The following is a 26,663-nucleotide window of genomic DNA, read 5'->3' on the forward strand; positions in this document are numbered from 1 at the left end:
GATGGCCAGCGCGGCGCGGCCGGCGTCCAGCGTCAGGTTGGCCAGCAGGACCAGCACGGCCGCGGCCAGGCCGGCCGCCACCGACCAGCGGCGCGCATCGGCGTACAGCACGACCGTCTTGGCATGCGTGCCGGCCAGCTCCAGCAGGTGGCTGCCGGCCAGCGCGGCCAGTCCCAGCGGGACGGCGGCCCAGCACAGCATCCGCGCCATGCGTGGGTATTCCGCCAGCGCGCCGGCCAGCAGGGGGCGCATGGCCAGCAGCGTGGGCGCGCGTGCCGCAGTGACGATGGCGCCCGTCAGAAGCGGCGACAACGCCAGCATCAGCACGATGGCCACCAGGCCCGCCGTGCCCAGCGCGCCGGATTCGCGCTCGGCCACGGCGGCCAGGTCGCCCAGCGCCAGCAGGTCCAGGGCCCGTGCCAGCGCCGGGGCTCCCACGGCGTGGTCGAGCTGCCCGGCCAGCAGGCCGTGCACGGGGAAGGCCACCAGCAGGGTGGGCAGCAACACGCAGGCGGCCCACAGCAGCAGCAGGCGCCATTGCAGCGCGGCCCGGGCCGCGCTCATGAAAGGGGAAGTGGTCATATTGTCGCGAGCAGTGCCAGCAGGGTTTGCACGATGGTGCCGAAATCGAAGGTCCAGCGCTGCGACGCGCTGTCGTCGGCCTTCAGGGTGCGGCCGTCATCGAGCTTGTTCGCGTCCAGCAGGTGCCGGCGCTCCGGGTCCAGCTGGGCCGACACGGCCTGCACGGGCTTGACCCATTCGAATCGCTTCCACCGCTCGCTGCCCTGCCATTGGACGCTTTCGCGGCTGCCGTCGGCGAACGTCACCACCAGCGTCTGCGGCACGGCCGCGCCCTTGCGGCGCAGCAGCACGGCGGTACGGTAGGGGAAGGGGCCGCGGCCTTCGGCCGCATCGGGGTGCGCTTTCTCCCACCGTTCACGCTCGGCCTCGGCCTGTTCCTCGGCCTGCTCCTGCGTCACGTTGACCTGCTTGCCGCCCACCGTGCGATAGCCCGGCTGCGGCAGCACCTCGGAGCTGGTGAAATCGGCGATGCGGTCGTCCACCGGCTGCACCGCATACACCTGGCGGGCAAAGGTGCTTTCGACCAGCGCGCGCTGGCCGCTCACGTCGGCCAGCGTCTCGCGCAGGTCGGCGATGCTGGGGTGGCGGAACTGCCAGCGGCGGTAGTATTCGCGCATGGCCTTTTCCATCACGTCCCGGCCCAGCTGGGCTTCCAGGTCGTGCAGCATCAGCGCGCTCCTTGTGTAGACGGGGCCGATGCCTTCGAGCCGGCCGTAGGCGCTTTCGCCCAGGGGATCGGCCGGGTCGTCCAGCCCGGAACCGATGCGCTCGAAATGGAAGGGGTCGAAACTGGGCGCGAAGCCCAGTCGCCGCCACAGCGACGTCGTGAAGTGCAGGCGCTGTTTGCGTTCGCGCAGCATGCGCAGGTTCCAGAATTCGTTCAGGCCCTCGTCCAGCATCGGTTCCTCGAACTCGTTGCTGGCCAGGATGCCGTAGAAATAGCCGTGGCCGAATTCGTGGATCGTCACCAGGTCCAGGTCGATGCGGCCCAGGGTATCGGGCGCCGGGTCTTCCACGCTGTTGGCCGTGAAGAAGGTGGGGTACTCCATGCCGCCCGCCTCGCGGCCGTTGAACGGCGGGATCACCGCCGTCACGGTGCGGTAAGGGTAGGGGCCCAGCGTGCGGCCGAAGTAGGCCAGCGAGTCGAGCGTGGCCTGCAGCACGGGCGCCGCGTTGGAACGGTACTCCGGCGGGAACAGCACCGTGACCTCGACCGGCTGCGCGCCCGGCTGCGGGCCCTTCCACGTGGCGCGCAGGGGCGGGGCCGTGCGGCTGTCGGCTGTCCACGCGAAATCGTGCACGTCGCCCTGCATGTAGTGGTGCGTGACAAGGCCATTCTTCTCGACCGGCTGGCCCTGCAGCTGGCCCGTGGCGCCCACCGTGTACCCTTTCGGCACCGTCAGCTTCACGTCGTAGTGGCCGAAGTCGGCGTAGTACTCCGACTCCGCGTGGTATTCATGGGCATTCCACCGCACCTCCTTCGCGCCCCGCTCGCCCGGCAATTCCAGCACGGCGATCTTGGGGAACCACTGGGCCAGGAAGTGGAAGGTGTCGAAGTAACCCATGCGCACCGTCAGGCGCGGCAGCTGGTCGAAGAAGGCGATGTCCAGGGTCGTGCTGGCGCCGGGTGCCACGCTGTCGGGAAGGTCGAAGCGCACCACCGTCTCGTCCGTGGCCGGGCCACCGTCGGGCTGCACGAACTGCCACGGCACGGCCTTGCCGTCCTGCCGCACGTGGCGCAGCTGTGTATAGCCGAACTTCGCGTCGCCCACATCCAGGCCCGAGCGGAAGGCTTCGCCGCCATTGCGCTCTTCCGTATAGAAGGTGCTGTTCTCGTTCTTGTGGGCGTTCAGGTACAGGTGGACGTACACGCTCTTGATGTCGCGGGCGCTGCGGTTGCGCCACGTGAGCTGCTGGCGCGCGTCGATGGTGTGGCGCACCGGGTCGAGCGTGGCCTCGATGCGGTAGTTCGCCACCCGGTCCGACAGGGTCTCTTCCGTACCGGTGCGCGGGCCGCCCCAGGCATCGGGCGCGCTGGGTGTCGTGACGGCTGCGGCATTGGCCGGGGCGAACGGGATGCCCGTGTCCGTGTAAGGCTGCGGCACGGCGGCTACCAGAGCGCCCTGGGCCCACAAGGTGGCCTGGACCGCCAGCAGCGCCACCACGGCGACGCCTCCCACCCATTTCACTATTCGGCTGCGCTCCATGTGCTCCTGCTGCTCCTGTCGGGTTCGATGATGCCACTATAGCCACTGGCATGCCATTGTCGCAACGGATTTGTTGCGTCCGCCCGCCACGCGGCGTGCCGCGCCTTAAACGCCGCTTAATTTCGCCGCAGGGGTGAAACGGCAGCGCAAAAGATGGTAATCTCGCGGCGTTTACCATCGGGATTGCCCGAGCTTTCGCAACCAAGACAAGAAGGAAGATCATGCGTTTTCTGCGCCTCATGCTTGCCGCCACCGCCCTGCTGGCCTTTACCGCCACCTCCGGCGCCGCCGAAATCCGCGAGGGAGCCGGCTACACGACGCTGGCCCAGCCGGTTCGCACCGATACGGGCAAGAAGGTCGAAGTCATCGAGTTCTTCATGTACACCTGCCCGCACTGCAATACGCTCGACCCGATGCTGTCCGAATGGGTGAAGAAGCAGGGCGACAAGATCTCGTTCCGCCGCCTGCACTTCCCGGCCAGCGGCGAGAAGGACCCGCTGGCGCACGCCTACATCACGCTGGAGGCCATGGGCCTGGCCGAGCAGTTCCACCACAAGTTCTTCAACGCCATCCACGTGCAGCGCGACCGCATCTACCGCAGCGACGAACAGATCCTCGACTTCCTCGTCAAGAACGGCGTCGACAAGGCCAAGTACCAGCAGTTCTTTAATTCCTTCGCCGTCCAGACTAAACTGAAGCGGCTGGGCCCCACGATCGGCAGCTACCGCATCGAGAGCGCGCCGACCATCGTCGTCGATGGCCGCTACGTCACCTCGCCGAGCCAGGCGGGCGCACCCGGCATGCCGGAACTGCAGGCCGGCCAGCGCACGATGGCCGTGCTCGATCACCTCGTCGCCAAGGCGGCGGCGGAGAAGAAATAAGGAGTTTCATCATGAGCGACCGCGAAGAAGTCATCATGAAGGCCTACGAGGCGCTTGAACCGGATGACAAGCGTCTCTTCAACGTCAGCAATGTCAATCACTTGGCGTGGAGCCTGGTCGTGCTGCTGGTGCTGCTGCTGGGCTGGTTCGGCAGCGCCCTGGTCAACGCGGAAAACCAGCGCCATGCCCTGATGACGAAGCAGTGCCAGGACCGCGTGTTCAAGGAGGAGGTCGACAAGACCTGCCTGCTGAACGTGCGCTCGCGCGAGCACTGGTGGCAGCACGTGTCGTATGCGCTGACCAACCTGTCGCCGCAGAAGTAGGACAGGAAGAAAAGCCCCGGCAGCCATCGCAGGCTGCCGGGGCTTCTTCATTGGGGCGTTACATGCCGCGCGCCCCGTACGCGATCCATGCCCATGCCAGCAGTCCCAGCAGCAGCGGCACCGCCGCCGTGGCACCGTAGCGAAGGAGCGGACGGCGCCGCGACCTGAGGAACACGGCGCCGGCGAACAGGCCGCTGACGCCCGCGCCGGCAAGCCCGAACAGGAACAGCAGGCCGATGGCGCTGCCGGCGGCGGCACCGGCATAACCGGACCCGGTCCTGAGCGCGTCCATCGCGCTCGCCAAGCCAAGTGCGCCGACCACTTCGGCGATGCCGATGGCCGCGCCGGTGAGCCCGGCGCGCAGGGTGGACATTGGCTTGTTGTTTGGCTTGTTGTCCGGCATGGCAGGCAGGGCTAGTCAAAACATCGACTATACCTGCCGCCGGCATTGCGCCTCACGCCACCATCAGCTTGACGGATTTGAGCGCCACGCTGTCCGCGCCCACGTGGATCGTGAAGCTGCCCGGTTCCACCACGCGCTTCATGTCGATATCGAAGAACCACAGGTCGCTGGGGCGGATGTCGAAGCTCACCGTGCGCCGCTCGCCGGGGTTCAGGCTCACGCGCTGGAAGCCCTTCAGTTCCAGCACGGGCCGCGTGACGGACGAGATATCGTCGCGGATATACAGCTGCACCACCTCGTCGCCCTGGCGCCGGCCCGTGTTCGTCACGTCCACCTCGACCCGGGTCGATTCGTTCGCCCGGATCGTCGCCTTGGCCAGGCGCGGCGCCGAGATGTCGAAGCTCGTGTACGAAAGGCCGAAGCCGAAGGGATACAGGGGCTTCGTGCTGCCGTCCAGGTAGCCGCGGCGGGCCGACGGCTTGTGGTTGTAGAAGATGGGCAGCTGGCCCACGTTGCGGGCGATCGACACGGGCAGCTTGCCACCCGGGTTGGCGCGGCCGAACAGGATGTCCGCCGCCGCATGGCCCGTTTCCTGGCCCAGGTACCAGCCTTCCACCAGCGCGTCGGCGCGTTCGGCCAGCAGGTTCACCGACATGGGGCGGCCGTTCAGCAGGAACACGACGGTCGGTTTGCCCAGGTCGAAAATGGCCTTGGCCAGGTCGTTCTGCTGGCCCATCAGGTCCAGGCTGTTGCGGTCGCCCAGGTGGTTGTCGGCCCAGGCCTCGCGGCTGGTCTGCTCGTTGTCGCCCAGGACCAGCACGATGGTGTCGGCGTTCTTCGCCGCTGCCACCGCTTCACTGATCAGTTTCGCGTTGACGTCGGCCGGCGTGAATTTGACTTCGTCCTTGCCCCAGATGCGTTCCTCGGTGATGCGCACGCCTTCGCGGTAGTCGAAGCCGAAGCCCTGCGCCTTCGCCTCGGCCTGCAGCGCTTCGTGGATCGACACGACGTGGCGCGGCACATCGGAATAGCCGCCGATGGGCGTGTCCTTCGCGTGCGTGCCGAGCAGCAGCAGCTTGCCCATTTTTTTCCCGTCCAGCGGCAGCAGGCCCTGGCCGTTGTTTCCACTGTTCTTCAGCAGCACGACGGAACGCACGGCCGCCTCGCGGGCGAGCGCCACGGCATCCCGGGTGGCCGTCAGGCCGTCGGCCAGTTGCGCGTCCACGTAGGGCTGCTCGAACAGGCCCGCATTGAATTTCAGTTCGAGAATGCGGCGCACCACGGTGTCGATCTCGGCCACCTTGACCTTGTTCTCCCGGACCAGCTGCGCCAGCTCGCGGTAGCCGTGGCCGTCCGGCGTCTCGATGTCGACGCCTGCCTTGATGGCGAACAGGGCCGCATCCTTCGGCGTGGCGGCCAGCTTGTGCCGCGTGATCAGTTCCTTGATGCCGAAATAGTCGCTCACCATGACGCCCTTGAAGCCCCATTCCTCGCGCACCACCTTGTTCAGAAGCCAGCGGTTGGCATGCGAAGGCACGCCGCCGATCTCGTTATAGGACGGCATGATGGCGGCGACATTCGTTTCGCGCACCAGCTTTTCGAACGGCGGGAAGAACTCCTCGCGCAAGGTGCGCTCGGACACTTCGGCCGGGCCGATATTGGTGCCCGATTCGGGCTGGCCGTGGCCCGTCATGTGCTTGAGCGTCGTCAGCACCTTGTCCTTGCCCAGCTTGCGCCCCGTGCCGGAAAAGCCCAGCACGGCCGCCTTGCCCATTTCGCCGCAGACGAAGGGGTCCTCGCCGAAGGTTTCCTCGATGCGGCCCCAGCGCGGTTCGCGCGCAACGTCCACCACGGGGGCCAGCGCGAAGTTGGCGCCCCGTGCGCGCATCTCGCGCGCCGCCACGGTGAACACCTTTTGCGCCAGTGCCGGGTCGAAGGTGGACGCCAGCGCGATCGCCTGCGGGAACGAGGTGGCGTCGCGCGCCACATAGCCGTGCAGCGCTTCCTCGTGCATGAACAGGGGAATGCCCAGGCGGGTCTGCTCGACGGCCCACTTCTGCACCGCGTTGACATACGTTGCCGTCTCCAGCGCATTGCGGTTGGCGCGCGCGCCGCTGTCGCCGGCACCGCCCGCCGCCGCGGTGGCGGCGCTGGCCTGGCCCTGGCGGTCCGACGGGCGGGCCATCATGCCCAGGCCGTGCGGGTACACCTTCGTCGCCTTGGCCGGGGCGAAGTCGCCGTTGGCTTCCTCGATCAGGTTCTTCTCCTGCCACACGCAGTCCATCTGGGCGATCTTCTCTTCCAAGGTCATGCGTTTGAGCAGGTCATCGACCCGTTTCGGCACGGGCGCGTTGGCATCCTTGTACAACGGCCGGGGTGCGGCCGCGAAGGCGGGAGCCGATGCGATGGTGGCGAGCGCCGTCATCGACGTGAGGAACTGGCGGCGCGGGGTATTCGTTGTCTTGGTCATGCTGTCTCCGTTCTTATGGTGTTGTTCAGCGCTTGCCGGCCCGCGTGGCGACGTCGACCCAGACTGCCAGGGTCAGGATGAAGCCCTTGACGATCATCTGCCAGTAGGTGTCCACGTCCAGCATCGACATGCCGTTATCCAGGCTGGCCATGACGAGCGCGCCGATCAGGGCGCCGTAGACGGTGCCCGAGCCGCCCCGCATCGACGTGCCGCCGATGAAGCAGGCGGCGATGGCATCGAGTTCGCCCGAGGTGCCGGCCGACGGCGAGCCGGCCGCCAGCCGGGCCGTATTGATCAGGCCTGCCAGTGCACACATCAGGCCCATGATCCCGAAGATCCACAGCTTGACCGCCTTGACGTTGATGCCGGAGAGCCGGGTCGCTTCCATATTGCTGCCCACGGCGTAGATGCGGCGGCCGAATACGGTCTGTGTCGTCATGTAGGTGAATACGGCCAGCAGTGCAAGGAGCAGCAGCACGGGCAGGGGAATGCCTTCATAGCTGTTCAGGGTCGTGACAAAACCGGCCAGCACGGCGGCGATCAGCACCAGCCGCAGGCCGTCGCGCCAGACCGGGGCCTGCGCCAGCTGGTGACGCGCGCGGCTGCGGCGCTGGCGCCACGTCAGGAACACGGCGACGGCGAACAGCACCAGGCCAAGCACGATGCCCAGTTGCGGCGCCAGGTAGCCCTGGCCCAGGTGCACCAGTTCCGGCGACACGGGTGCCACCGTCACGCCGTCCGTCACGCCCAGCACGACGCCCCGGTAGGCAAGCATGCCGCCCAGGCCGACGATAAACGACGGTATGTGCAGGTAGGCCGTCAGGTAGCCGTTGAACAGGCCCAGGAACAGGCCGATGCCCAGCACGGCCAGCAGGTTGACGGGCAGCGGCAGGCCGTGCGTCACGTCCAGCACGGCCGCGATGCCGCCCAGGAGACCCAGCAGCGAGCCGACGGAGAGGTCGATCTCGCCGGCGATGATCACCAGCGACATGCCGCAGGCGACGATGCCCGTGATGGCCATCTGGCGCATCAGGTTCGACATGTTCCGGGGCGTGATGAAGCCGCCTTCCGTCTTGAACGTGAAGAAGCCCCAGATCAGCGCGATGGCGATCAGGAGGGCCAGCATCTTGTACTGCGTGAACAGCTTTTTCAGTTGATTGCTTTTCATGGTTTTTATTGGTCAGTGGGTCAGCGCGGCCGCCAGCACGGTTTCCTGGCTCAGGTTGTCGTTGACGAAGTCGCCCCGCACCCGGCCTTCGCCGATCACCAGCACGCGATCGGAAATGCCCAGCACTTCCTGCAGCTCGGACGACACCATGATGATCGACATGCCCTGCTTGGCCAGGTCGAACATCAGCTGGTAGATCTCGAACTTGGCGCCGACGTCGACGCCGCGCGTGGGCTCGTCCAGGATCAGGATCTTCGGGCGCGTCAGCAACATCTTCGACAGCACGGCCTTCTGCTGGTTGCCGCCCGAGAGGCCCGTGATCTTCAGGAATGGCGTCGACGTCTTCAGTTTCAGGCGGGCGATTTCCTCGCGCACCGTGCGCAGCTCGGCCTCGGCGTCGATCCGGGTGGCCTGCGAGAACTCGTGCAGCACGGCCATCGTCATGTTCTGGCCGACCGACAGGTCCGGCACGATGCCGTGGTGCTTGCGGTCTTCCGGCACCATCGCCAGGCCGGCGCGGATGGCCTTGAGCGGCGTGGCGGTATCGAGCCGCCGGCCTTCCAGCAGCACTTCGGCCTCGTAGGGCCCGTCGTAGGCGCCGAAGATGGCCGACACCAGCTCCGTGCGGCCGGCGCCCACCAGGCCGGCGATGCCGAGGATTTCGCCTTTCCGCAACGTGAACGACACGTCGTCCACTCTTTTCCTTTGCGGGTTGTCGGCATCCCAGCACGTCACGTGGCGCGCCTCGAACACGACGTCGCCCAGGCTGTGCTCCTGCTGCGGATACAGCTGGTTCATCTCGCGGCCCACCATCTGGGCGATGATGCGGTCGATATTCATGTCGCGCATCGGCGTGGTGGCGATGTGCTGGCCGTCACGGATCGTCACGATGGTGTCGCAGATGGCGGCGATCTCGTCGAGCTTGTGCGAGATGTAGATGCAGGTGACGCCGTTGGCCTTCAGCGAGCGGATGATGTCGAGCAGAACGGCGATCTCGGAAGCCGTCAGCGACGACGATGGCTCGTCCAGGATCAGCAGGCGCGCGTTCTTGTTCAGCGCCTTGGCGATCTCGATCAGCTGCTGGTGGCCGCCGCCGTACTGCTTCACGGGCAGCACGACGTTGACGTCGCGGATATTCAGTTCGGCCAGCAGCTCGACGGCGCGGCGGTTCATGGCGTCGTAGTCCATGCGTCCGCCCGGCAGCTTGATCTCGTTACCGAGGAACAGGTTCTCCGTCACGGTCAGCTCCGGCACCAGCATCAGTTCCTGGTGGATGATGACGATGCCGGCGGCCTCCGTCTCGCGGATCGACGTGGCGCGCAGGGGCTGGCCCTGCCACAGGATGTCGCCCTCGTAGGTGCCGTAGGGATAGACACCCGACAGCACCTTCATCAGGGTCGACTTGCCGGCGCCGTTCTCGCCGCACAGGCCGATGCATTCGCCGCCGTTGACCTGCAGGTTGATGCCGTTCAGCGCGCGCACACCGTCGAACTGCTTGACGATGCCGCGCATTTCGAGAAGGTAGTCGTTCGCCATGGTTCAGTTCAGGCCCAGCTGGGCCTTCGTGTAGAAGCCTTCGTCGGCCAGGATCTGCACGTTCGCTTTCGTGAGCGGGATGGGTTTCAGGAGTACCGTGCTGACCTGCTTCAGCCCGTTGTTGTATTGGGCGTTGAAGGCCGGCTTCTCACCGCGCACGAGCGCCACGGACAGCTTGGCCGCTTCGGACGCGATCAGCTTCAGGGGCTTGTAGACGGTCAGCGCCTGGGTGCCGGCGATGACGCGCTTGACGGCTGCCAGGTCGGCGTCCTGGCCCGATACGGGGACCTTGCCGGCCAGCTTCTGCGCCGTCAGGGCCTGGATGGCGCCGCCCGCCGTGGCGTCGTTCGAGGCGACGATGGCGTCGATCTTGTTGCCGTTGGCCGTCAGCGCGTTCTCGACGATGGCCATGGCCTCGGCGGCGCTCCAGTCCTTGACCCACTGCTTGCCCACCACCTTGATGTCGCCTTTGTCGATCAGCGGCTGCAGCACCTTCATCTGGCCTTCGCGCAGCATCTTGGCGTTGTTGTCGGTGGGTGCGCCGCCCAGCAGGTAGTAATTGCCCTTCGGCTTGATGGCGACGACGCCCTGGGCCTGCAGCTCGCCCACCTTCTGGTTGTCGAAGGAGATATAGGCGTCGATGTCGGCGTTCAGGATCAGGCGGTCGTAGGACACCACCTTGATCTTGGCCTTCTTCGCTTCGCGCACGGCGTTGTTCAGCACCGTGGCGTTGTACGGCACGATGACGAGCACGTCGACGCCGCGCGAGATCAGGTTCTCGATCTGGGCGATCTGGCGCTGCTCGTTGGCGTCGGCCGACTGCACGAACACCTTCGCGCCCAGCTTCGTCGCCTCGGCGGTGAAGAAGTCGCGGTCGCGCACCCACCGCTCCAGGCGCAGGTCGTCGATGGAAAAACCGATCTTCGGGTTCTTGGCGTCCGCCTGGGCGGTACCGAGGGACAGCGCGAGCAGGGTGCCCGCGACTGCGATGGTCAACAGTTTGTTCATTTTCGTCTCCAGAAAACGGGTCATGGGTGACCTCTTGTTCTTGGCTTGCGTTGAAAGGGGCTTACTGTTTGGTCACTCAGTGATTGTGCCTCGGCATGACGGCGGCCACGCCGCGATATTCGACGGCCAGCTCCATGCAGGCCCCCGTGTGCATCTGGCCCACGGTTGCGCGATACAGCGCCTGCCACGGCGTCTGGCTGGGCGGCACGGGCGGAATGCCTTCGGTCTTCCGGCGCGCCAGTTCGGCATCGTCGACCAGCATGTCGCAGGTGCCGGCGTTCAGGTCGATGCGCACCGTGTCGCCCGTGCGGATATAGGCCAGGCCGCCGCCGACGGCCGACTCGGGCGACGCGTTCAGGATCGACGGGCTGTCCGACGTTCCGGACTGGCGCCCGTCGCCCAGGGTCGGCAGGTTCTTCACGCCCCGCTTGATCAGCGCGTCCGGCGGCTGCATGTTCACCACTTCGGCCGAGCCGGGCCAGCCGATCGGGCCGGCGCCGCGGATGACGAGGATGCAGTCCTCGTCGATATTCAGGCTCGGGTCGTTGATGCGGGCGTGGTAGTCGCCGGAGCCGTCGAACACGATGGCGCGGCATTCGAAGATGCCTTCCTGGCCCGGATGCGACAGGTAGCGGGCGCGGAACTCGGGCGAGATGACGGACGTCTTCATGATGGCGAAGTCGAACAGGTTGCCCTTCAGGACGAAGAACCCGGCCTGGGTCTTCAGGGGCTGGTCGAACGGCGTGATCATCTCGCGGTCGACGCTCTCATGGCCCTGCAGGTTTTCCGCCATCGTCCTGCCGGTGACGGTGGGGCGCGCCGAGCGCAGCAGGCCGGCCTGCTCCAGCTCCCACATCACGGCCGGCACTCCGCCGGCGCGGTGGAAGCGCTCGCCCAGGTATTTGCCCGAGGGCTGCATGTTCAGCAGCAGCGGCACGTCGTGGCCGTATTCCATCCAGTCCTCCAGCCGCAGCTCCACGCCCGCGTGGCGGGCCATGGCGATGATGTGCTGCTGGGCGTTGGTGGAGCCGCCGATGGCGGCGTTGACGACGATGGCGTCGAGGAAGGCTTCGCGCGACAGGATGCTGGACGGCTTGATGTCCTGCCGTGCCAGTTCGACGATGCGCCGGCCCGTCTCGTAGGCCATCTGGCCCCGCTCGCGGTACGGCGCCGGAATGGCCGAGCAGCCCGTCAGCGACATGCCCAGCGCCTCGGCGATGGCGTTCATCGTCGATGCCGTGCCCATCGTGTTGCAGTGGCCGGCCGACGGTGCCGACGCGGCGGCGATCTGCAGGAACTTCTCGTTGTCGATTTCGCCGGCGGCCAGGCGCCGGCGGCCCTTCCAGATGGCGGCGCCGGAGCCCACCAGTTCGCCGTCCAGCCAGCCGTCCAGCATCGGCCCGCCCGACAGCACGATGGCGGGGATGTCGACGGTGGATGCGGCCATCACTTGCGCCGGCGTCGTCTTGTCGCAGCCCGTGGTCAGCACGACAGCGTCGATCGGGTAGCCGTGCAGGATTTCGACCAGGCCCATATACGCCAGGTTGCGGTCGATGGCGGCCGTGGGGCGCCGGCAGTTCTCGAAGATGGGGTGCAGGGGGAACTCCATCGGAATGCCGCCCGCATCGCGGATGCCGTCGCGCACGCGCTTGGCCAGCTCCAGGTGGATGCGGTTGCACGGGCTGATGTCGCTGCCCGACTGGGCGATGCCGATGATCGGCTTGCCGCTGCGCAGTTCGTCCGGGGTGATCCCGTAGTTCATGAAGCGCTCCAGGTACAGGGCGGTCATGTCGATATGGTCAGGATTGTCGAACCAGTCCTGGGAACGGTAACGGCGGGTCATCGAGAATCATCCAGTGTAAAGAGGTGCGCGGGCAGGCCGGGCACGGCGACAGGGAAGGCGAACAGGCCGCCGGCGTGCGGATGGCGTGCACGCTCCTCGTCCGTCATGCCCTTCCACGCGGTGGTGGCAAAGGCGGTGCGCAGGTCCGGCCCGCCGAAGGCGATCTTCGTCACGTTCGGGCAGGGGAAGGCGACGGCGTCAAGCAGCTCGCCCGACGGCGCATAGCGCTCGACCCGACCGCCGCCGAACAGGGCCACCCACACGCAGCCGTCGGCATCGACGGCGGTGCCGTCCGGCCAGCCGGTGCCGGCGATGGTGGCGAAGACGCGCTTGTTGGACAGCCGGCCGTGGTCATCCACGTCGAAGGCGTGGACGATCTTCTCCAGCGTGTCGGTATGATAGAAGGTGCCGCGATCCGGGCTGAAGGCGGGGCCGTTGGTGATCACGTAGCCTTCGTCCTGGCGGCGCAGGGTGCCGTCGTAGCGGTACAGGGCGCCCGTGCGCGTTTCCTCGGCATTGTCCATCGAGCCGAACCACAGCGCGCCGTCCGGACCCACGTGGGCGTCGTTCATGCGGTTGCCGGGCAGGTGCTCTTCCAAGGTGACGACCGGCGTGAAGGTGCTGCGCACCGTGTCGTAGTGCACCAGCTGGCCGGGCAGGCCGCAGATCATGCCGCCGCCGGCCACGGGCAGGGCGAAGCCCGTTTCGTCCGGCATGTCGAAACTGTCGCGCGCGCTGCCATCGGCCGCGCAGCGGTGCAGCTTGCGGCCCTTGATGTCGACGAAGTACAGCCGCTCTTCACCGGCGTGCCAGACCGGGCCTTCGCCCAGCCTGGCGCCGATGGGCCAGATGCATGCGGGCGTACCCGCCGGGCTGGACGCGGCTGTCATGAACCGTACCAGCCGGCGTCGACAAAGTAGTCCCGCCCCGAGCAGCGCGCCGCGTTGTCCGAGGCCAGGAACAGGGTCAGCGCCGCCACGTCTTCCGGCTCGACACGCTCGTGCAGGCATTGGGCCGCCAGGATCGCCGCCTCGTCTTCCGGCGAGTGCCACAGCGCCATCTGGCGCGGCGTCTTGATCGAACCAGGAATAATGCAGTTGACGCGGATGCCGTCTCCGCCCAGGTCGCGCGCCAGGCCCCGCGTCATGCCTTCGATGGCCGCCTTGGCCGTCATGTACAGCGACAGGCTGTCCAGCGCCAGGTGCCAGGAGATCGAGCCGAAGTTCAGGATGACGCCGCCGCCGGCCGCCTTCATGCCGGGCGCCACGGCCTGGGCGCAGAAGAACTGGTGGCGCAGGTTGACGGCCAGGCTGTCGTTCCAGTACTGGGGCGTCACTTCATGCACCTTGTGGCGGTGATCATTGGCCGCGTTATTGACCAGGATTTCGACGGCGCCGATTTCGCCGGCAACCTGGGCGAACACCCTGGCCACGCCATCGAGGTCGGTCAGGTCGCAGTGGATGAAGCGGGGCGGATGCGTCACGCCAGGGGTGGCCGCCAGGCCGGCGGCCAGCGCCTCGGAGGCTTCGGTGGCGATATCGAGGAAGACCACCTGCGCGCCTTGGCGGGCGAAGGCCTCGACGATGGCCGCGCCGATACCGGTGCCGCCGCCCGTGACGACGACGCGCTTGCCGGCCAGGTTGGGATAGGTCGCATACACCATCGGTGCTCTTGCCTTGATGGGTGCATCAGTCATTGATTGTTCTCCGTTGGTTGAACCTGCAGGCCGCGCCGTGCCAGGTTACTGTACAGGGCGCGCACGCCGAAGGTCCATGGCGCGATCGTGTCGCTGCGCTGGACATGGTTGACCAGTCCACCCAGGGCCGGCGTCGCGATGGTGACGCGGTCGCCCAGGTGGTGGGTAAAGCCGCCGCCCGCGCTGTCGCGGTCCTTGATCGGCGAGAACATGGTGCCCAAAAAGAGCATGAAGCCGTCCGGGTATTGGTGGTGCCGGCCGCAGGTCTGCGCCACCAGGTCGAGCGGATCGCGGCTGATCTGGCGCATCATGCTGACGCCATCGAGCTCGAAGCCGTCGTCGGGCCCTTCGATGGTCAGCCGCACCTCGGCGTTGCGCACCGAGTCCAGGGTGAAGCGCTCGTCGAACAGGCGGATGAAGGGGCCGATGGCGCAGGAGCCGTTATTGTCCTTGGCCTTGCCCAGCAACAGGGCACTGCGCCCTTCGATATCGCGCAGGTTGACGTCGTTGCCCAGCGCGGCGCCCACGACCTGGCCACGGCTGTTCACGGCCAGCACGATCTCCGGTTCCGGGTTGTTCCACTTCGAATCCGGGTGCAGGCCCACATCCGCGCCGAAGCCGACGGCCGACATCGGCTGCGACTTCGAGAACACTTCCGCATACGGGCCGATGCCCACTTCCATATACTGCGACCAGGCGCCCCGGCTGATGAATTCCTGCTTGAGCTTTTCCGCGTCGGGCGAGCCGGGCTTGATGCTGGACAGGTCGGTGCCGATGGTGGCCAGGAGCTCGCCGCGCAAGGTGTCGGCGCGGGCGGCGTCGCCACCGGCCTGCTCCTCGATCACCCGTTCCAGCAGGCTCACGGCGAACGTGACGCCGCAGGCCTTGATGGCCTGCAGGTCGCACGGTGCCAGCAGGCGCGGCGTGGTGCTGTCGCCGGCCAGCGCGGCCTCGATCAGCGCGGTGGCCGGGCCCAGGTGCTCGCCCGGCGCGGAGCGCGCCAGGGCGGCGGCGTCTTCCCGCTCGAACAGGTCTGCCGTGGTGGCCACGTGGGCCGTGATGTCGAACACTTCGCCGCCGCGCACGGCAACGACGCAGGGTCCGTTGACATCGCCGCCGCGCCAGACCCGCCCGACCAGCAGTGCATCGGCAAGGTCGGCCGGTAACAGCGCTGTCGATGATGCTTCCTTCATGCTTGTCTCCTTGTTTTGATTGTTGTCAGCGCCCGAGGCTGGGCAGCTTGGGCGAATAGGTCCAGCCGGGCGCCAGGTACTGCATCGCCATCGCATCGTCGCGGGCGCCGGCGCCCACCTGCCTGTACAGCGCGTGTGCGGCCATGATGCGCTCCATGTCCGGCTCGATGCCCAGGCCCGGCTTGTCCGGCACGGCGACGGCCCCCTCGACGATCCGCAAGGGCTCGCGCGTCAGCCGTTCCTGGCCTTCCTGCCAGATCCAGTGCGTGTCGATGGCCGTGATGCGCCCGGGGGCCGCGGCCGCCGCGTGGGTGAACATGGCGAGCGAGACGTCGAAGTGGTTGTTCGAGTGCGAGCCCCACGTCAGGCCGAAGTCCTGGCACAGCTGCGCCAGGCGCACGGAGCCCTGCATGGTCCAGAAGTGCGGGTCGGCCAGCGGGATGTCCACGGCGCCCAGCAGGTGAGAATGGGCCATCTGGCGCCAGTCCGTGGCCACCATGTTCGTCGCGGTGGGAATGCCCGTGGCGCGGCGGAACTCGGCCATGATCTCGCGGCCCGAGTAGCCGTGTTCCGGCCCGCACGGGTCTTCCGCGTAGGCCAGCACGTGGCCCTGGCCCCGGCACAGGGCGATGGCTTCCTCCAGCGACCAGGCACCGTTCGGGTCCAGGGTCACGCGCGAATCGGGGAAGCGCGCCTTGATGGCACTCACCGCAGCCATTTCGTCCGTGCCACGCATGACGCCGCCCTTGAGCTTGAAGTCGCGAAAGCCATAGCGTTCCACCGTGGCTTCGGCCTGGCGCACGATGGCTTCCACCGTCAGCGCTTCCTCGTGCCGGATGCGGTACCAGTCGTCGGCGCCGCCGCTGCCGGCCAGGTAGGGCAGGTCGGTGCGGGTGCGGTCGCCTATATAGAACAGGTAGGCCAGCATCGGCACGGTGTCGCGCTGCTGGCCCGATCCCAGCAGCTCGCAGACCGGCACGCCCAGGTGCTGGCCCAGCAGGTCCAGCAGCGCCGCCTCGATGGCCGTGACGACGTTCTCCAGTCGCAGGTTGATTTCGTGCGGCTGCTTCAGCACCAGCGCCTCGGCGGCCGACGTGACCTGGTGCTGCGTGACGCCCGGCGTGTCCTTGCCGGCAATCGCCGCGCGCACGCCGTTCAAGGTGCGGTTGTAGCGGCCCACGCGCGTGCCCACCACCAGCGGCACGGCCCGTTCCAGCGCGCGCAGGATACCGTCGCCGCCCGGTACTTCGCCGATGCCCGTGCGGCCCGCGCTGTCCGTCAGCAGCACCAGGGTGCGCGTGAACCAGGGCGCATGCGCGCCGCACAGGTTGAGCAGCATGCTGTCCTGTCCCGCCACCGGAATCACCTGCATGCCGGTGATCGCCGGGCTGTCTCCGTTGTTTTGTTTTGTTGCGTGTACCATTGGCTTAACCTAAAATGAATAGCGCTAACATTTGCGAAGTGTGCGGCAATCGGGGGGCTAAGTCAACACGTGGCGATGCAAAAAAAGTCACTTCGGCGCGGCCCCGACGAGGCGCTCGGTCAAGCGTGCCAAATGATGTGTGGTGTCATGGCCGGCCGTGCCGTCGCGGCCTTCGGATTTGGCCAACCCTGGCAGCAATGACAGGAAAAAAACACGACGTGCCCGACTCCGGCGGCAAAGACCGGGGCGGGCCCGATCGATAATGGAGACGACAAATGAAGAATCACCGTAGCGGGGCCGCCGCGCTGGCGTGCGTCCTCTTGCTGGCCGCATGCAGCACCCCCCAATACAAGCAGGTCGACAGCGCCCCTGCGTCCGCCTTGCACTGGGTGGCCTCATGGGGCACGGCGCGGCAGGTGCCGGAACCGCAGAACGAACTGGCGCCGCACCTGTGGCGCGACGCCACCTTGCGCCAGATCGTCCACACGTCGCTGGGTGGGGACATCCTGCGGGTGCGCATCAGCAATGCCTTCGGCACCGAGCCCTTGTTCGTCGACGGCGCCGGCATCGCGCTGGCCCGCGCACCCGGCGACTCGGCCCTGCAGCCGGGATCGGCGCGGCCGCTCACCTTCGACGGCCGCGCCACCGTGATGATTCCGGCCGGCGGCGAATACCACAGTGATCCCGTGACGCTGGCCCACCAGGCGGGCGCGGACCTGGCGATCTCGCTGTACTTCAAGGCGCCGCCGGCCCGCCAGACCGGCCATCCCGGTGCGCGCGCCACCAGCTTCGTCGTCCAGGGCAATCGCATCGCCGATATGGCGTGGGACAAACCCGAAAAGGTCGAGCGCTGGTACGCGCTGGCCGACGTCGAGGTGCAGGCGCCGCGTACGGTGCGCTCGATTGTCGCCGTGGGCGACTCCATCACGGATGGCAACGGCGCCACCCTGGACGCCAACAACCGCTGGCCGGACCTGCTGGCCGCGAAGCTGCGCCGCGACGGCCATCACGTCGGCGTCGTCAATGCCGGCATCGGCGGCGGGCGCATGCTGCGCGACGGCCTCGGTCCGAATCTCGTGTCGCGCTTCGAGCGCGACGTGCTGGGCCGGGCCGGCGTGTCGCATGCCATCGTCATGATCGGCGTGAACGACCTGGGCGGCCTGCACCGCAACAAGCCGGACGATCCGGCCGCGCGTGCGACCTTGCTGGCGGACCTGCGGCTGGCGTTCCGGCAGCTGGTGGACCGCGCCCACGCGCGCGGCGTCTGCGTCATCGGCGGCACCATCACGCCGTACTCGGGCAGCGACTACTACCGGCCGTCGCCCGCCAACGATGCCGACCGGCGCGCCCTGAACGACTGGATCCGCAGCGCCGGCGTGTTCGACGGCGTGGCCGACTTCGACGCGGCATTGCGCGATCCGGCCAAGCCCGAACTGCTGCGCAAGGACTACGACAAGGGCGACGGCCTGCATCCTTCGCCAGCCGGCATGCAGGCGCTGGCGGACGCGGTACCCCTGGCGCCGCTGCGAACATGCAAGGTGGCCGAAGGAGGCCGGCCATGAAGGCCTTGATGACGGCGGCCCTGCTGGCCGTGGGGCTGGCCCAGGCGGCTCCGACGACTTACCGCAATCCCGTGCTGCCGGGCTTTCATCCCGATCCCAGCATCTGCAAGGTGGGCCAGGACTTCTACCTGGCCACCAGCAGCTTCGAGTACTTCCCCGGCGTCCCGATCTTCCACAGCCGTGACCTCGTCAACTGGCGCCAGGTCGGCCATGCCCTGACGCGCCCCAGCCAGCTGCCGCTGGCGGGCCAGCGTTCGTCGCGGGGCATCTATGCGCCGACCCTGCGCTGCAATGCGGGTGGCTTCTACCTCGTCACGACCAATATCGACAACGGCGGCAATTTCTACGTGCATGCGAAGGACCCGGCGGGCGAATGGTCCGAGCCCGTGTGGCTGAAGGAGCCGGCGCCGTGGATGGACCCGTCGCTGCTGTTCGACGACGACGGCCAGGTCTACTACACGCGCCACGACGGCGGCGAGCGGGGCGGCATCGTCCAGGCCCGTCTCGACGTCAAGGCCGGCAAGCTGCTCGACGCCCCGCGCCGCATCTGGAACGGCACGGGCGGCGTCTGGCCCGAAGGGCCGCACCTGTACAAGGTCGACGGCATGTACTACCTGATGGTGGCAGAAGGGGGCACGTCCTACGAGCACATGATCACGGTGGCGCGCGCGAAGACGCCATGGGGGCCGTTCGAATCGAATCCCGGCAATCCCGTGCTGTCGCACCGCGATCGACCAGACCTGCCGCTGCAGGCCACCGGCCATGGCGACCTGGTGCAGCTGGACAACGGCAACTGGTGGATGGTCCTGCTGGGCATCCGGCCGCAGGGCGGGCGCCATCACCACCTGGGCCGCGAAACCCTGCTGGCGCCGGTGACGTGGCGGGACGGCTGGCCGCAGGTCAATGGCGGCAAGCCGCTGGCGCTGGCGATGAGCGGCGCCGGCCTGCCGCGCTCGCAGCCGTGGCCTGCCGCGCCAACTCGCACGGACTTCGATGGCAACAAGCTGGGACTGGAGTGGACCCACCTGCGCGCGCCGATCCCGCACCTGTTGTCGCTGGCCGAACGCCGCGGCATGCTGCGCCTGAAAGGGTCGGACGATACGCTGGACGACGTGGCGGCGCCGGCCTTCGTGGCGCGGCGCCAGCAGCATTTCAATCTGCGCGCGGCCGCCTTGCTCGACTTCACGCCGGCGGCGCCGGGCCAGACGGCCGGACTGGTGCTGCGCATGAACGAGGCCAATCACTACCAGCTGCGCGTCGCCGGTGCGCCGCAGCGCCGCGTCGAGCTGGTCACGCGCGTCAAGGGCGTGACGACGACGGTGGCGACCGCGCCGCTGCCGCGCGGGCCAGTCGAACTGCAGATCCGCGCCTGGCCCGACCGGTACGAATTCGGCTGGCGCAGCGGCAAGGGGACGATGCGCACCCTGGGCAGCGCGCCGACGGCAGCCCTGTCGTCCGAAAGCGCGGGCGGCTTCACCGGCGTCTTCGTCGGCATGACGGCCAGCGGCAAGGGCGCCATGCCGCCGGCCGATTTCGACTGGTTCGACTACGAAGCGCTGGGAGACTGAGATGCGGACCTTGTTCATATTCCTGGCCGCGCTGGTACTGGCCCCGGCCGCCCATGCGCTGGGCAACCAGTCCCTGGTGCGTTTCGATACGCGCGGCGCCGTCACCCTGGCGGCGCACGGCAAGGCGGCGCCCCTGTACGTGGATGCGGGCGATTACGTGGGCGTGCTGCGGGCGGCCGGCGATTTGCGGGCCGACATCGAGCGGGTGACGGGCACGGCGCCGGCGATGCACAAAGGCGCGCAAGCGGCAGGGCGCGACGTCGTCATCGTCGGCACCGTCGGCCACAGCGCCCTGATCGACAGCCTCGTCGCGGCGGGCAAGCTGGACGTGTCGGCCATCCGCGGCAAGTGGGAAGGCTGGCTGGTGCAGACCCTGGAGCGGCCGCTGCCCGGCGTCGAGCGGGCGCTGGTGATTGCCGGCAGCGACAAGCGGGGCACCATCTACGGCATCTACGAGCTGTCCGAGCAGATCGGCGTGTCGCCGTGGTACTGGTGGGCCGACGTGCCGCCGGCGCGGCAGGCGGCGCTGTCCGCCACGGCGGCAAGCCCCGTGTCGGACGCGCCCGTGGTGCGCTACCGGGGCATTTTCCTGAACGACGAGGCGCCCGCGCTGACGGGGTGGGCCAGGGAGCGTTTCGGCGGCTACAACCATCGCTTCTACGAAAAAGTGTTCGAGCTGATCCTGCGCATGCGCGGCAACTACCTGTGGCCCGCCATGTGGGACGCCGCCTTCTACGCGGACGACCCGAAGAACGGCCGGTTGGCCGACGACTACGGCATCGTCATGGGCACCTCCCACCACGAGCCGATGATGCGGGCGCACAAGGAGTGGACGCGGGGCGGCACCGGCCCGTGGGACTACGCACGCAATGCCGGCGTGCTGCAGGAATTCTGGCGCGGGGGGCTGCGCAACACGAAGGACTTCGAGAAGGTCATCACCCTCGGCATGCGCGGCGACGGCGACGAGCCGATGTCGCGCGACGCCAACGTGGCCTTGCTGGAAAAGATCGTTGCGGACCAGCGTCGCATGATCGGCGAGGAAATCGCACCGGACGTGACGAAGGTGCCGCAGGCCTGGGCCCTGTACAAGGAAGTGCAGGAGTACTACGAGCAGGGCATGCGCGTGCCGGACGACGTGCTGCTGCTGTGGTGCGACGACAACTGGGGCAACCTGCGCCGGCTGCCCACGGCCCAGGAGCGCAAGCGCGCCGGCGGCGCCGGCGTCTACTACCACTTCGATTATGTCGGCGGTCCGCGTTCGTACAAATGGCTGAACGTCACGCCCTTGCCGAAGGTATGGGAGCAGATGCACCTGGCCTGGCAGTACGAGGCGACGCGGATGTGGATCGTCAACGTGGGCGACCTGAAGCCGATGGAGGTGCCGACGGAGTTCTTCCTCAGCTATGCGTGGAACCCGGCGCGCTGGCCGGCAGACAGGCTGCAGGACTACCTGCGCCAGTGGGCCACGCGTGAGTTCGGTGCGGCCCATGCGGACGATATCGCCGACATCGTCGCCAGGTACGCCAAGTACAACGGCCGGCGCCGACCCGAGATGCTGGAACCCGGCACCTACAGCGCGGTGAACTACGACGAATGGTCCCGCGTGGTAGCCGACTACAACGCCATAGCCGCGCGCGCGGAGAAGATCTCGGCCAGCCTGCCGCGCGAACGGCGCGACGCCTTCTACCAGCTGGTGCTGCATCCGGCCAAGGCCAGCGCCGTCGTCAACGAACTGTATGCGACCGCGAGCCTGAACCACCTGCACGCGAAGCAGGGCAGGGCATCGGCCAACGCGCTGGCCGCGCGGGCCAGGGCCCTGTTCGCCGAGGATGCCGCGCTGACGCGCCGCTACCACCGCGATATCAGCGGCGGCAAGTGGAACCACATGATGGCGCAGACGCACCTGGGCTATACCTACTGGAACCAGCCGCCCGTGAACGTCATGCCCCCCGTGAGCGAGGTGCAGCTGCGCCCCGGCGCGGACATGGGTATTGCCGTCGAAGGCAATGAGCATGCGTGGCCCGGGCCGGAGACCGACAAGCTGGCCGTGCCGGCGCTGGACGCGCACGAGCGCCGCGCGCGGTCGATCGACGTGTTCAACCGGGGTGACCGGCCGTTCGACTTCACCGTACGCGCTGTCGAGCCTTGGCTGGTCCCCAGCCTCGTGCGCGGCACGGTGCGGGAAAGCCAGCGCATCACCGTCGATGCGCGCTGGGACCAGGTGCCGGCTGGCGTGGCAGGCGGCACGGTGATCGTCTCCGGCCCGGGCGGCGACGTGCGCATCCGCGTGCCCGTGCACAAGCCGGCCGGTCCCGCACCGGGCAAGGGCTTTGTCGAGGCCCATGGCGTGGTGGCCATCGAGGCGGCGCACCATGCCCGCGCGGTGGCCGCGCCCGGCCGGCAGTGGCTGACGGTGCCCGATCACGGGCGCACGCTGTCCGGCGTGACGACCCTGCCGACGGATGCACCGGCACTGACACCGCAAGACGGCATGCGCCTGGAGTACGACATGCACCTGTATTCGAAAGGGCCGGCCACCGTCAATGTCACCTTGGCGCCGACTTTGAACTTCCAGCCGGGCCAGGGGTTGCGCTATGCCGTGTCCTTCGACGACGAGCCGCCGCAGCTTGTCGCCATCCACGCCGACACGTCGCTGGCGGCCTGGGAAAAGCGCGTGGCCGACGGCGCCGCTACGTTCAGCACCCGCCATGCGCTGGGCAAGCCGGGCGCGCACGTGCTGAAGTTCTGGGCCATCGACCCTGGCGTCGTGCTGCAGAGGGTCGTCGTCGACCTGGGTGGCCAGCGCAGCAGCTACCTGGGACCGCCGGAAAGCCCGCGGGTGGAATGAAGCAATCACGATGATGGAGAACGCATGAAGAACTGTACCAGGATTTTTGCCGCGTTGGCCTTGCTGGCGCTGATGGCGCCGGCGGCGCCGGCTTGGGCGCAGGAAGAAGACGGCTACGAGCTGTGGCTGCGCTACCGGCCCGTCAGAGAAGCGGGCGTGGTGACACGCCACGCCCGGTCGATCGTCGCCCCGGCCAACCCCTCGCCGACGGTGCGGGCGGCGGTGGCCGAGCTGCGCCGGGGCGTCAAGGGCATGACGGGACGGGAACCCGGCGCGGCCACGCGACCGGGCGCGGGCACCATCGTGCTCGGCACGCCCGCGACCTTGCCGGCGGCGCTGGTGCCGGCAGGGATGGCGGCGCTGGGCCCCGAGGGCTATGTCGTGCACAGCGCTGCCGGCGGCATCACGGTGATCGCCGCGAACAGCGATACGGGCCTGCTGTACGGCGCCTTTGCCTGGCTGCGCGCGGCCAGCACGGGTGCCGCGCTGGCCGGCCTGGCTCAGCGCTCCGCGCCGAAGCTGCAGCTGCGCGTACTCAATCACTGGGACAACCTGGACCGCACCGTCGAGCGAGGTTATGCGGGCGAGTCGATCTGGAACTGGTGGGCGCTGCCGGACGTGCGCGACCGCCGCTACGTCGACTACGCCCGCGCCAACGCGTCGCTGGGCATCAACGGCACGGTGCTCAACAACGTCAACTCGAAGCCGGAAATCCTGACCGCGCCGTGGCTGGCCAAGGCGGCCGCGCTGGCCGATGTGCTGCGTCCCTACGGCATCCGCGTCTATCTGTCGGCGCGCTTTTCCACGCCGCTGGAATTGAAGGAGACGGCGACGGCCGACCCGCTGGCGCCGGAAGTGGCGGCGTGGTGGCGCGCCAAGGCCGACGAGATCTACCGCGTCATTCCCGACTTCGGCGGCTTTCTGGTCAAGGCCAATTCGGAAGGCCAGCCGGGGCCGCAGGACTATCGCCGCAGCCATGCCGACGGCGCCAACATGCTGGCGGCGGCAGTTGCACCGCACGGCGGCGTCGTCATGTGGCGCGCCTTCGTCTATGCGGCCGAGAATCCCGTGGACCGGGCCATGCAGGCCTACGACGAATTCAAGCCGCTGGACGGCAAGTTCGCCGCCAATGTGCTGGTGCAGGTGAAGAACGGCCCGATCGACTTCCAGCCGCGCGAGCCTTTCCACCCCCTGTTCGGTGCCATGCCCGCCACGCCCCTGATGATGGAATTCCAGGTCACCAAGGAATACCTGGGATACGCCACCCACCTGGCCTACCTGGGCACGATGTTCGAGGAGACGCTGCGCGCGGACACCGAGCGCTCCCCGGGCGGCCTGACCGTGGCCCAGGTGGTGGAGGGCGCCCAGGGCCGGCCGGGCCGCCCCACCGGCATGGCGGGCGTGGCCAATATCGGCAGCGAGCGCACGTGGAGCGGTTCGCACTTCGACCAGGCCAACTGGTATGCCTACGGCCGGCTGGCATGGGACCCGCAGGCGTCCAGCCGCGCCATCGCGCGCGAGTGGGCCGCACAGACGTTCACGCGCGAGCCGCGCGCGCTGGACGGCATCGTCGCCATGATGATGGACTCGCGCGAGGCGGTGGTGAACTACATGACGCCGCTGGGCCTGCACCACATCATGGGCACGGGCCACCATCACGGTCCGGCGCCATGGGTGGCCGACCTGGAACGGCCGGACTGGAACCCCGTCTATTATCACAAGGCTGGCCGGGACGGCATCGGCTTCGACCGCACGGCCGCCGGCAGCAATGCGCTGGCCCAGTACGCGCCTTCGCTGGCGCGCAAGTATGCCGACCCGCGCACGACGCCCGAGCCGCTGCTGCTGTGGTTCCACCACCTGCCGTGGGATTACCCGATGCCGTCCGGCCGCACGCTGTGGGCCGAGCTGGCGAACCGCTACGACCAGGGCGTCGCGCAGGCGCAGGCCTTGCGCGCGCAGTGGACGGCGCTGCGTCCGTACATCGACGCGCGCCGCCATGAGGACGTGGCCACCCTGCTCGACGTGCAGGTGCGCGAAGCGCAGTGGTGGCGCGATGCCTGCCTGGCCTATTTCCAGTCCGTCTCGGGCCGGCCGCTGCCGCCCGGCGTGAAAGCGCCGCCGCTGCCGCTGGAGCGCTACAAGGCGCTCCAGTTCCCCTATGCGCCGGGGCGGGGCTGACGCTGTGGTAAAGTCCGCGGGTTCGATGGCACAATGACAAATTCCGAATCCACCAACAAGATCGTTTCTTCGATGACCAAATCCAAGGCGAAACCGGACGGCGCACCTGCGCCGCAGCCGGCCACTGATGCATTGCCGCCCAGGGTCCGCGCGGCCATGGCCGACAAGCCCGGCGTGCCCACCATGTCCGACGTGGCCAGGCTGGCCGGCGTGTCGCCGATGACGGTTTCGCGCGTGATGAACGGCGACCCGAACGTGCGCCAGAGCACGCGGCGCAAGGTCGACGACGCGGTGGCGGCCCTGAACTACGTGCCGAACCAGGCCGCGCGGCGTCTGGCCGGGGCGCGGCCCATCCGGGTCGGCTTCTTGTACAGTAATCCCAGCGCCGGCTACCTGTCCGAATTCCTCGTGGGCCTGTTGAACCAGGCCAGCCTGCACAATGTGCAGCTGGTGGTGGAGAACTGCGAAGGCGAGCGGGCCTGGGATGCGCAGACGCGGCGCCTGATCGACAACGGCGTGGACGGCATCATCCTGCCGCCGCCCCTGTGCGACACGCCGGCGCTGATCGACCTGATCGACGCCGCCGGCATGCCGGCCGTGACGGTGGCCTGCGGCGAGCCGGACGTGCGCGTGGGCGCCGTCAGCATCGACGACTACGAGGCGGCCTATGCGATGACCTGCCACCTGATCGCGCTGGGCCACCACCGCATCGGCTTCATCATCGGCCACCCGAACCAGACGGCCAGCGCGCGCCGCCTGGCCGGCTACAAGGCCGCCATCGCCGCCAAGGGGGCCGAGAGCGCGCCCGAGCTGCTGGTGCAGGGCATGTTCACCTACCGCTCCGGCCTGGATGCGGCGGAAATCCTGCTGGGACTGGAGCGGCGCCCGACGGCCGTCTTCGCCAGCAACGACGACATGGCGGCAGCCACTGTCGCCATCGCCCACCGCCTCGGCCTGGACGTGCCGGGCGACCTGACCGTGGCCGGCTTCGACGATACGGCCCTGGCCACGACGATCTGGCCCGAGCTGACGACGGTGCGCCAGCCGATCACGCAGATGGCGGAGACGGCGGTGCAGTTCCTCGTGCGCCATATCCGCGCCCGCCGCGACGGCCTCGATGACGGGCCGCAGCACCTGGTGATGGACTTCGACCTGGTGCGGCGCCAGTCGGACGCGGCACCGCGCATGCGGCCGAAGATCTCGGGTAAAGCCTTGAAGGGCTAGCCTTCCCAACTGACGGCCGGCGCCGGCGCGCGCTGCCGGCGCCACCATTTCCACAGCACGGGCACCAGCGGCAACAGCACGGCGCCGCTGAGCCATTGCCAGTGCTGGCCCAGCCAGTCCGCCGCCGTCACCTCCACTGTCAGGGTCTGGCTCCACGAGTAGAAGCGGTGCACGTCCTGGCCGCCCCGTACCGGCAACTCGCCCGTCACTTCCACCATCAGCCGGTACTCGCCGCCCTTGTCGGCCGTCACGAGCCATTCCCACAGCGCGCCGTCGACGCGGTCGACCGACTGGCGCTGGGCGGCGGACGGCTGCACCGTCATGTCGGGCGCATACAAGGTGGCGATCATGGAACGGGTCAGCTTCACGCTGTCGCGGCCGGCGAACTGCAGGTCCGGCGCCGGCGCACTTCCTTCGAGCCGGCGCAGCTTTTCCAGCAGGACGGCGCTGCCGCCGGGGCCGACGATGGCCCGCACGGTGAAGGTGTCGCCGCGCCGCACCCGGCTGGGCGCGCTGACGGCGCCGGCGCCCCTGGGCAGGCCGGCGAAGT

General features: G+C 68.2%; 20 protein-coding genes. 7 read left to right on the forward strand and 13 right to left on the reverse strand.

The genetic code is table 11. The annotated features are described in order from the left end of the window. Both GM672_RS22225 and GM672_RS22230 read right to left on the reverse strand, forming a co-directional pair. The coding region (locus GM672_RS22225) for a hypothetical protein (RefSeq protein WP_371867089.1) at window positions 1–582 on the reverse strand (582 nt) is incomplete at its 3' end. Further along, window positions 579–2,771 carry a M1 family metallopeptidase gene (locus GM672_RS22230; RefSeq protein ID WP_211517408.1) on the reverse strand — a complete coding sequence of 731 codons (2,193 nt, stop codon included), beginning with the start codon at window positions 2,769–2,771 and terminating at the stop codon, window positions 579–581. The genes GM672_RS22225 and GM672_RS22230, both read right to left, overlap by 4 nt. A gap of 239 nt (window positions 2,772–3,010) precedes the next feature. Between GM672_RS22230 and GM672_RS22235 the strand changes: the two genes are divergently transcribed. Further along, window positions 3,011–3,670, forward strand: a complete 660-nt coding sequence (locus GM672_RS22235; protein ID WP_155472717.1) for a thiol:disulfide interchange protein DsbA/DsbL — start codon at window positions 3,011–3,013, stop codon at window positions 3,668–3,670. 11 nt (window positions 3,671–3,681) lie between these two features. Continuing rightward, window positions 3,682–3,993 carry a hypothetical protein gene (locus GM672_RS22240; RefSeq protein ID WP_155472718.1) on the forward strand — a complete coding sequence of 104 codons (312 nt, stop codon included), beginning with the start codon at window positions 3,682–3,684 and terminating at the stop codon, window positions 3,991–3,993. A gap of 58 nt (window positions 3,994–4,051) precedes the next feature. Here GM672_RS22240 and GM672_RS22245 read toward each other — a convergent pair whose 3' ends face one another. From GM672_RS22245 to GM672_RS22290, 10 genes are all read right to left on the reverse strand, one after another. Continuing rightward, window positions 4,052–4,366, reverse strand: a complete 315-nt coding sequence (locus GM672_RS22245; RefSeq protein WP_155472719.1) for a hypothetical protein — start codon at window positions 4,364–4,366, stop codon at window positions 4,052–4,054. Between the two features lie 82 nt (window positions 4,367–4,448). Further along, window positions 4,449–6,866 (reverse strand): glycoside hydrolase family 3 N-terminal domain-containing protein, encoded by a 2,418-nt coding sequence (locus tag GM672_RS22250; protein ID WP_155472720.1) that lies wholly within the window; start codon window positions 6,864–6,866, stop codon window positions 4,449–4,451. A 25-nt stretch (window positions 6,867–6,891) separates the two neighbouring features. After that, the gene (locus tag GM672_RS22255) at window positions 6,892–8,034 is read right to left on the reverse strand and encodes a sugar ABC transporter permease (protein ID WP_155472721.1); all 1,143 of its coding nucleotides are present in this window, start codon (window positions 8,032–8,034) and stop codon (window positions 6,892–6,894) included. 12 nt (window positions 8,035–8,046) lie between these two features. Next, a complete protein-coding gene (gene xylG / locus GM672_RS22260) occupies window positions 8,047–9,570 on the reverse strand; it encodes a D-xylose ABC transporter ATP-binding protein (protein WP_229417875.1) in 1,524 nt (507 codons plus the stop codon). A 3-nt stretch (window positions 9,571–9,573) separates the two neighbouring features. After that, window positions 9,574–10,578: a D-xylose ABC transporter substrate-binding protein gene (xylF, locus tag GM672_RS22265; RefSeq protein ID WP_155472722.1), complete on the reverse strand. Its 1,005-nt coding sequence runs from the start codon at window positions 10,576–10,578 to the stop codon at window positions 9,574–9,576. A gap of 76 nt (window positions 10,579–10,654) precedes the next feature. Further along, window positions 10,655–12,421, reverse strand: a complete 1,767-nt coding sequence (locus tag GM672_RS22270; RefSeq protein WP_155472723.1) for an IlvD/Edd family dehydratase — start codon at window positions 12,419–12,421, stop codon at window positions 10,655–10,657. Next, on the reverse strand, window positions 12,418–13,311 hold the full coding sequence (locus GM672_RS22275; protein WP_155472724.1) for an SMP-30/gluconolactonase/LRE family protein: 894 nt from the start codon (window positions 13,309–13,311) through the stop codon (window positions 12,418–12,420). Before GM672_RS22275 ends, GM672_RS22270 begins: the two co-directional genes overlap by 4 nt. Continuing rightward, complete coding sequence (gene xylB, locus GM672_RS22280; protein ID WP_155472731.1) at window positions 13,308–14,084, reverse strand: D-xylose 1-dehydrogenase; 777 nt, start codon at window positions 14,082–14,084, stop codon at window positions 13,308–13,310. Before xylB ends, GM672_RS22275 begins: the two co-directional genes overlap by 4 nt. A 29-nt stretch (window positions 14,085–14,113) precedes the next feature. After that, window positions 14,114–15,310: a fumarylacetoacetate hydrolase family protein gene (locus GM672_RS22285; RefSeq protein ID WP_155472725.1), complete on the reverse strand. Its 1,197-nt coding sequence runs from the start codon at window positions 15,308–15,310 to the stop codon at window positions 14,114–14,116. Window positions 15,311–15,335: 25 nt separating this feature from the next. Beyond that, window positions 15,336–16,733, reverse strand: a complete 1,398-nt coding sequence (locus GM672_RS22290; protein ID WP_155472726.1) for an enolase C-terminal domain-like protein — start codon at window positions 16,731–16,733, stop codon at window positions 15,336–15,338. Window positions 16,734–17,008: 275 nt separating this feature from the next. Here GM672_RS22290 and GM672_RS22295 point away from each other — a divergent pair, with 275 nt between their 5' ends. The 5 genes from GM672_RS22295 (at window position 17,009) to GM672_RS22315 (ending at window position 26,113) form a co-directional block, all read left to right on the forward strand. Then, entirely contained in the window at window positions 17,009–18,295 is a 1,287-nt protein-coding gene (locus GM672_RS22295; RefSeq protein WP_155472727.1) for an SGNH/GDSL hydrolase family protein, read from the forward strand. Then, entirely contained in the window at window positions 18,292–19,863 is a 1,572-nt protein-coding gene (locus tag GM672_RS22300) for a glycoside hydrolase family 43 protein (RefSeq protein WP_211517409.1), read from the forward strand. Before GM672_RS22295 ends, GM672_RS22300 begins: the two co-directional genes overlap by 4 nt. 1 nt (window position 19,864) lies before the next feature. After that, window positions 19,865–22,711 carry a glycosyl hydrolase 115 family protein gene (locus GM672_RS22305; RefSeq protein ID WP_155472728.1) on the forward strand — a complete coding sequence of 949 codons (2,847 nt, stop codon included), beginning with the start codon at window positions 19,865–19,867 and terminating at the stop codon, window positions 22,709–22,711. Window positions 22,712–22,735: 24 nt separating this feature from the next. Next, a complete protein-coding gene (locus GM672_RS22310) occupies window positions 22,736–24,889 on the forward strand; it encodes an alpha-glucuronidase family glycosyl hydrolase (protein ID WP_155472729.1) in 2,154 nt (717 codons plus the stop codon). A gap of 72 nt (window positions 24,890–24,961) precedes the next feature. Continuing rightward, a complete protein-coding gene (locus GM672_RS22315; RefSeq protein WP_308807458.1) occupies window positions 24,962–26,113 on the forward strand; it encodes a LacI family DNA-binding transcriptional regulator in 1,152 nt (383 codons plus the stop codon). Here the strand turns inward: GM672_RS22315 and GM672_RS28450 are convergent. Beyond that, on the reverse strand, window positions 26,110–26,663 hold a 554-nt coding region (locus GM672_RS28450), incomplete at its 5' end, for a hypothetical protein (protein WP_170300195.1). The genes GM672_RS22315 and GM672_RS28450 overlap by 4 nt on opposite strands.

The organism is Pseudoduganella buxea (genome assembly GCF_009720835.1).
GTDB classification, from domain to species: Bacteria; Pseudomonadota; Gammaproteobacteria; order Burkholderiales; family Burkholderiaceae_D; genus Rugamonas; species Rugamonas buxea.

What these genes read in the sequence shown, in the direction of transcription:
- GM672_RS22275 (WP_155472724.1), bottom strand. Translation starts at nt 13,311, where the DNA reads ATGACAGCCGCGTCCAGCCCGGCGGGTACGCCCGCATGCATCTGGCCC.
- GM672_RS22305 (WP_155472728.1), top strand. Translation starts at nt 19,865, where the DNA reads ATGCGGACCTTGTTCATATTCCTGGCCGCGCTGGTACTGGCCCCGGCC.
- xylF (WP_155472722.1), bottom strand. Translation starts at nt 10,578, where the DNA reads ATGAACAAACTGTTGACCATCGCAGTCGCGGGCACCCTGCTCGCGCTG.
- GM672_RS22270 (WP_155472723.1), bottom strand. Translation starts at nt 12,421, where the DNA reads ATGACCCGCCGTTACCGTTCCCAGGACTGGTTCGACAATCCTGACCAT.
- GM672_RS22245 (WP_155472719.1), bottom strand. Translation starts at nt 4,366, where the DNA reads ATGTCCACCCTGCGCGCCGGGCTCACCGGCGCGGCCATCGGCATCGCC.
- GM672_RS22285 (WP_155472725.1), bottom strand. Translation starts at nt 15,310, where the DNA reads ATGAAGGAAGCATCATCGACAGCGCTGTTACCGGCCGACCTTGCCGAT.
- GM672_RS22255 (WP_155472721.1), bottom strand. Translation starts at nt 8,034, where the DNA reads ATGAAAAGCAATCAACTGAAAAAGCTGTTCACGCAGTACAAGATGCTG.
- GM672_RS22295 (WP_155472727.1), top strand. Translation starts at nt 17,009, where the DNA reads ATGAAGAATCACCGTAGCGGGGCCGCCGCGCTGGCGTGCGTCCTCTTG.
- GM672_RS22300 (WP_211517409.1), top strand. Translation starts at nt 18,292, where the DNA reads ATGAAGGCCTTGATGACGGCGGCCCTGCTGGCCGTGGGGCTGGCCCAG.
- xylB (WP_155472731.1), bottom strand. Translation starts at nt 14,084, where the DNA reads ATGGTGTATGCGACCTATCCCAACCTGGCCGGCAAGCGCGTCGTCGTC.
- GM672_RS22235 (WP_155472717.1), top strand. Translation starts at nt 3,011, where the DNA reads ATGCGTTTTCTGCGCCTCATGCTTGCCGCCACCGCCCTGCTGGCCTTT.
- GM672_RS22315 (WP_308807458.1), top strand. Translation starts at nt 24,962, where the DNA reads ATGACCAAATCCAAGGCGAAACCGGACGGCGCACCTGCGCCGCAGCCG.
- GM672_RS22310 (WP_155472729.1), top strand. Translation starts at nt 22,736, where the DNA reads ATGAAGAACTGTACCAGGATTTTTGCCGCGTTGGCCTTGCTGGCGCTG.
- GM672_RS22290 (WP_155472726.1), bottom strand. Translation starts at nt 16,733, where the DNA reads ATGGTACACGCAACAAAACAAAACAACGGAGACAGCCCGGCGATCACC.
- GM672_RS22250 (WP_155472720.1), bottom strand. Translation starts at nt 6,866, where the DNA reads ATGACCAAGACAACGAATACCCCGCGCCGCCAGTTCCTCACGTCGATG.
- xylG (WP_229417875.1), bottom strand. Translation starts at nt 9,570, where the DNA reads ATGGCGAACGACTACCTTCTCGAAATGCGCGGCATCGTCAAGCAGTTC.
- GM672_RS22240 (WP_155472718.1), top strand. Translation starts at nt 3,682, where the DNA reads ATGAGCGACCGCGAAGAAGTCATCATGAAGGCCTACGAGGCGCTTGAA.